This is a genomic window from Clostridium sp. UBA5119 (assembly GCF_002414285.1).
Classification (GTDB): Bacteria; Bacillota; Clostridia; order Clostridiales; family Clostridiaceae; genus Clostridium_J; species Clostridium_J sulfidigenes.
This window is the reverse complement of sequence record NZ_DHYX01000048.1, coordinates 55,955-61,969: the sequence shown is the minus strand read 5'-3', so window position 1 is coordinate 61,969 and position 6,015 is coordinate 55,955. Positions and strand designations below refer to the sequence as shown.

Genomic DNA, 6,015 nt, shown 5'->3' with positions numbered 1-6,015 from the left:
ATCATCAGAGCCTAATACAATGCATCTTTTTCCTGGTAATACACCTTTTCTATTAATATACTTTAGCGTTGAGCAAGCTGTGGTAATTCCAGCCAACCCATAACCTAATATGTTTTTATAACCAAAGGGTCTCTCCCTTGAGCCCATGGCAAGAATGATAGACTTAGCTTTTATATTCTTTATTCCTTCCTTACTATTTACCATAACAACTTCTTTATTCTTTTTTATTTCCAAAACTGTAGTATCAGACTTAATAATTACTCCTAAATTTAAGGCATCCTTTACTAATCCTGATATTAATTCAGGGGCAGCTAAATTTTCTTTTATACTCTTATAATAAAAACCTGTCTGAATACATGAAAGCATAGCTCCACCAGGTTCTATATCCCTATCTATTACAATAACCCTATTTACTCCTCTAGATTTGGCCTCTACCGCAGCCATAACTCCACTTACTCCTGCACCTATAACTATTAGGTCAAAAGCTTCCATGAAATCCCCTCCTATTCCCAAAGCGCTATAAAATCTACCTAGATTATTATACTATTATTCTTAGTATTTATCATTATTTTCTAAGCTTCTTCCATCTATTCAACCCAAATACCATAATAAAACTAAATACAACTACAATTGCTACCAGCACATTTCCCTGAGTTCTATTTCCACTTTCCATAGCAAAATATATTGCTATTGGTATAGTTTGAGTTTTTCCTGGTATATTACCGGCAACCATAAGACTAGCTCCAAATTCACCTAAAGCTCTAGTGAATGCTAAAATAACTCCACTGATAATACTATCAAAAGCCATAGGTAATACTATATAAAAAAATATATAACTATCACTGGCACCAAATATTCTAGCTGCCTCTATACATGTAATATCTACGTTTAAAAAACCAGCCTTAGCACTTTCATACATTAATGGCAATGCCACAATTGCAGCTCCAATGGCAGCACCTTGCCACGTAAATACTAAAGTACCTCCAAATACAGCTTCAGTAAGCTTTCCTAAAGGACCATTTCTACCCATGACTATTAGCATTCCATACCCTACTACTGTAGGAGGAAGACACATAGGCAAGAGTATTATTGTTTCTAATACTGACTTCCCCTTAAAACTATATCTACAAAATATCCATGCTAATGCTATACCCAAAATAATAACTATCCCTGTGGCAACAAAAGCTACTTTAAGTGAAATCGTCACTGGTGTTAATATGGACTCCATCATATACTTATCATCCTCATCTTATATTGTTTATATATACTATTGGAATGCTGTTTTGTATAACATGTATAATTTATAAGCTTCATCAGGCAATTGTTTCCTATGAAGCTTATAAATTATCCGTATTTAATAATTAATTAACCTTAAAACCATACCTTTCCAGTATTTTTTTACTTTCACTAGTATCTAAGAACTCTAAAAAACTTTTAGCCTCATCTTTAACTTCAGAAGTTTTTATTACCCCTCCTGGGTATATGATATTTTTATGACTTGATGTATCGAAAGTAGTGACCTCAACAGAATTTTTTATATTAACTGTATCAGATTTATAAACAATACCACAAGCTGCTTCACCACTTTCTACATAACTAACAACTTGTTTAACATCCTTGGCAAAAACAATGTTATTCTCTATGATGTCCCACTTATTATAGTGAATTAAAGCTTCCTCAGCATATTGTCCTGCGGGTACAGAGCCTATTTCGCCTAAAGCTATATGTCCATCTAGGTTGTCTAAATCATCTAGCTCTTTTATTTTATCTTTATATTCATTATTAACAATTAAAACAAGTTCATTTTCTACTATATCTTTCTTACTTCCACTTTCTATAAGTTCCTTATCCTCTAGAGCTTTAAATTGCTTTTCTCCTGCAGACATAAATATATCTACCGGTGCACCTTCCTCAATTTGTTTTTGAAGTGCTCCTGATGCCCCAAAGTTAAAAGTTAAAGTTATATTATTTTTTTCTTCATAGATCTTTTTAATTTCCTCCATAGATTCATTAAGACTTGCCGCTGCTGAGATTATTATTTCTTTTTTTCCTCCACTATTATTTTCTTCTTTAGTAGCTTGTCCATTTGAACATCCAACAAAAGCCATAGCTAAAATTGTAATTACTATTATACTTCTTAACTTCTTCAAAAAATCCCATCCTTTTCCATATTTATGTATTAATTATACATCTTATTGTGTAACTTTAAAATACATTTTAACCATTTTATTACTTATACAAAAATGTTCTTTTTATGCTCATATAGAATAGGTTGATTTTTAAGATTGAGTTTAAAGTCATATATTATATATAAAAAAGAACATTCATAAACCGTTTTCTCAGCCTTGAATGTTCTTTTCTTATTTAAAACTTATATATTTTATACTATGAATTTAATTTAAATCTAACCTGAATTGTAAAGACTTCATCCTCTAAACTAGCAGAAACCTCATGTCCCATACTTTCTGTAAGTTTCTTTACAATAGTTAATCCAAGACCTGTATTTTGTCCTGTCCTCATTCTGTCTGCAGTAAAAAATCTATCAAAAACATGTTCTAAATCTTCCTGTGTAAAGTTTTCTACCCTATTACTAAAAGTAGAAATAATTAATCCATCTACTTGCCTTTGGCATATAGACATAGTTTTATTACCATGCTTTAAAGCGTTTTGAAATATGTTGGTAAAAATTCTAATTACAGCATTTTCATCAGCAATTATTGCTGGTAATTTTTCTTGTAGATCAACTTCTACTTTAAAGTCTTTATCAATAAAATCATTATAAAAAGCGGCTACAATTTCACGCAATAAACTTTCAACATTAACCTTTTTAAATTCTAGGTCATATTCATTAGCTTCTAATCTAGATAAATCATAAAAGCTAGTAATAAGATTTTGCAATACCTTAGAGCGTTTTTCTATAATATCTAAGTACTCCTGTTTTTCTTCTTCACTAGTAGACTTATCCTTAATTAGTTGTACATAACCTAGAATAGATGTAAGTGGAGTTCTTAAATCATGAGATATATTAGCAATTTGCTTTCTTAATTCACTTTCACTCTTTTCATGAGCTATTCTATCATTTTGACTTTTTTCTAATATAAAATTAATTTCACCTATCATCTCTTCAATATTTTTATTAGGGGCTGCTAATTTTAATTGTTCATTGGTTTTTATATTCTTAAGCTTCTTTAATTCCTTATTTATATTGCTTATATTATAGCGATTTAGTAGAAAGAGCACTATAAATAATGCTGCTATACCACCAAATAAAATAGTTATATATATCATTTAATGCTCCTTCCAAGACTTACGCCCTAAATATATTTCTTCAAATAACGAAACCTTCTTAACTCCCCATAAACAGAACAAATAGTTAACTATTTTAATATTTTACTAGATTCCTATATTGATATTTAACTAGGTTTATATTCATATAGTTTCATATTTAAATATGTGTGAATTTAAATAATTAATTCCTACTTTATCTCTCTTCTTCTAAAGGAAATAATTCCTATAACCGTTATTAAAGTGATGTATACTATACCTAGCACATAAAATTTTGTAATATCCTCAGAAAGAATCCTATCTTGAGTTACTATAAACTTAATGTTGTAAGATACTAAATATGATTGTATTTTTGCAAATATAGGTTTATAGTAACCTAGTAGCTTAATTATTCCTGGAAATATAGCTACTACCCCTAGATAAGCAAAGGCAAATATATTATTATTCTTAATATTAAAAGCAAGTAAATTTGCAATAGCAATTCCTGTTAACCAAAGTGGGAATACAGCAATGAGTTTATTCCCAAAATTACCAAGTGTTTCTGCCATAGATGCCCCACCTAAACCAAGACATATATAAGAACTTAATATTAACACAGTAGCAACTATAATTAAAGATACTGTGGCTACAATCACTTCTACAATAAATTTTCCTAAATATATTTTTGTTCTATTAATCCCAAAGGATACTGTATTTTTTAAAGTTTGATGCTTATGTTCATCCGAAAATACAATATCTACAATCATAATTACAGAATAATAAATCAATGTAAAAAGACCTGTTGAAATCATTAGCATATCTGGCATTGTTATTCTGTTAATTGCTGCTTGGTCTTTCATAAACCATAATGCTAATACATTAACTAGAATACATATCAATGAAGAAGTTCCAACTAAAACATAAGGATATTTACGATGAGTAGTTCTATATAATTCACTTTTTATATAATTAAGCATTGATAACACCTCCAACTAATGAAACAAAGTATTCTTCTAAATTGGTTCCCTTTATATTCATAGAATTTAACTCTACCCCATTTTTAACAATTGCACTGCTTACCTTAGAAGGTGTATCTTTAAATTTATAAATTCGAATTATGTTATTAGGTAATACCTCATATTCATGACAATTTAGTTTATCCTCTAACAATACTGCTGCTTTCTCAGCATTATCTACTGATATCTCTAAACACTCTTTACACTTCTCCTTAAGTTCTTCTGCAGAAATCTGTTCTACCATGTGTCCTCTCTCAATAAAGCCATATTCCGTTGCTATACTAGCTAATTCACTTAGTATATGACTAGAAATTATTATGGTAATATTTTTCTCTTCATTTAGTTTTAAAAGAAGATTACGAATTTCAACAATCCCCATTGGATCAAGTCCATTTATTGGTTCATCTAAAACTAAAAAGTCCGGATTATTCATCATTGCAAGAGCTAAACCTAATCTTTGTTTCATACCTAAAGAAAAACTCTTAAATTTTTTCTTTTTAGTATCTTCAAGTCCTACATCTTTAAGTAATTGTTTTATGCATCCCGAACCAGCTATTCCTCTTTGAACTCTATAATACTCAAGATTTTCCTCCGCCGTTAAATATGGAAAAAAACTTGGAGTTTCAATCATTGCTCCTATTCTTTTTCTTGAAATCTCTAAACCCTTTTCCGTAGTTTCTGAGAATAATTGTATTTCACCACTAGTTATCATAGTTTGGCCTGCAATCATCCTTAATAAAGTAGTTTTACCAGCACCATTTTTTCCTACCAATCCATATATTGAGCCTTTTTTTATATTTATATTAGTAGCCTTTACTGCCTCAAATTTTCCGTAGGATTTACTTAAATTTCTCGTAATTAATATACTTTCTTCCATAAATCTCACCTTTCCCTTTTCTCATTGTCTTTATTATAAAATTCAAAACTCAATAAACACTTAAGAAAAGTTAAAGAAATCATAAAGTTTATTCAGCCATAGTAAATCCTATACCCCAAATAGTTTTTATATACTCTGTATCCTTATCTAATTTTGAAATCNNTTACAGTATTATCTTCTCCATAGAACTCTTCATTCCATATATTCTTATACAAGTTTTCTCTAGTAAATACTTTTTTAGGATGAGTTAGTAAAAGCTCTAGTATAGAAAACTCTCTTACCGTTAGTGTAAGGTCATTTCCATTTACTGTGACTTTCATAGCTTCCTTATCCAGCTCTAAATTCTTATAAGCTAAGACTTGCCCCTTATCCTCTGAACTACTAAATCTTTTATATCTTCTTAGTTGGGCTTCTACTCTTGCAGTAACTTCACTTATCTCAAATGGTTTAGTAATATAGTCATCTGCTCCTAATTTCAGCAGCTTTACCTTATCTGAAATCTCAGTTTTCGCAGAGATAATAATAATTGGCATAGTTTTTGATTTTCTGATTTCTCCTATCAACTCTTCTCCAGTTAATCCTGGTAACATTAAATCTAAAAGAATCAAATCATAATTATACATGTTAATGCACATTCTAGCTTCACTACCTGAATATGCACTGCTCACTTCATAATCTTGTTTTTTAAGAATTTTGCATAGTAATCCATTTATATCTACATCATCTTCTACTACTAAAATAGATATTCTTTCTTCCATATATAACACCCCTCTTTATTAGTATCGTAATGGAACTTACATATATATTCTCTATATACTTTATATCACATAATTAACTATAGATAAACAGAGTAAAAAA

Annotated in this window: 7 protein-coding genes; all 7 read right to left on the bottom strand. The window is 29.7% G+C overall.

Annotated features, from left to right (window positions below):
- On the bottom strand, positions 1-492 hold a 492-nt coding region (locus tag B2671_RS06985; protein ID WP_346869760.1), incomplete at its 3' end, for an FAD-dependent oxidoreductase.
- A gap of 73 nt (positions 493-565) precedes the next feature.
- On the bottom strand, positions 566-1,231 hold the full coding sequence (gene modB, locus B2671_RS06980; RefSeq protein WP_346869759.1) for a molybdate ABC transporter permease subunit: 666 nt from the start codon (positions 1,229-1,231) through the stop codon (positions 566-568).
- A 130-nt stretch (positions 1,232-1,361) separates the two neighbouring features.
- Positions 1,362-2,150 carry a molybdate ABC transporter substrate-binding protein gene (gene modA / locus B2671_RS06975; RefSeq protein ID WP_346869758.1) on the bottom strand — a complete coding sequence of 263 codons (789 nt, stop codon included), beginning with the start codon at positions 2,148-2,150 and terminating at the stop codon, positions 1,362-1,364.
- A 235-nt stretch (positions 2,151-2,385) separates the two neighbouring features.
- A complete protein-coding gene (locus tag B2671_RS06970; protein ID WP_346869757.1) occupies positions 2,386-3,288 on the bottom strand; it encodes a HAMP domain-containing sensor histidine kinase in 903 nt (300 codons plus the stop codon).
- A 188-nt stretch (positions 3,289-3,476) separates the two neighbouring features.
- A complete protein-coding gene (locus B2671_RS06965; RefSeq protein WP_346869756.1) occupies positions 3,477-4,241 on the bottom strand; it encodes an ABC transporter permease in 765 nt (254 codons plus the stop codon).
- A complete protein-coding gene (locus tag B2671_RS06960) occupies positions 4,234-5,157 on the bottom strand; it encodes an ABC transporter ATP-binding protein (protein ID WP_346869755.1) in 924 nt (307 codons plus the stop codon). Before B2671_RS06960 ends, B2671_RS06965 begins: the two co-directional genes overlap by 8 nt.
- 143 nt (positions 5,158-5,300) lie before the next feature.
- On the bottom strand, positions 5,301-5,915 hold the full coding sequence (locus B2671_RS06955) for a response regulator transcription factor (RefSeq protein ID WP_346869754.1): 615 nt from the start codon (positions 5,913-5,915) through the stop codon (positions 5,301-5,303).
- Positions 5,916-6,015 lie beyond the last annotated feature (100 nt).

What these genes read in the sequence shown, in the direction of transcription:
- B2671_RS06965 (WP_346869756.1), bottom strand. Translation starts at nt 4,241, where the DNA reads ATGCTTAATTATATAAAAAGTGAATTATATAGAACTACTCATCGTAAA.
- B2671_RS06960 (WP_346869755.1), bottom strand. Translation starts at nt 5,157, where the DNA reads ATGGAAGAAAGTATATTAATTACGAGAAATTTAAGTAAATCCTACGGA.
- modB (WP_346869759.1), bottom strand. Translation starts at nt 1,231, where the DNA reads ATGATGGAGTCCATATTAACACCAGTGACGATTTCACTTAAAGTAGCT.
- B2671_RS06970 (WP_346869757.1), bottom strand. Translation starts at nt 3,288, where the DNA reads ATGATATATATAACTATTTTATTTGGTGGTATAGCAGCATTATTTATA.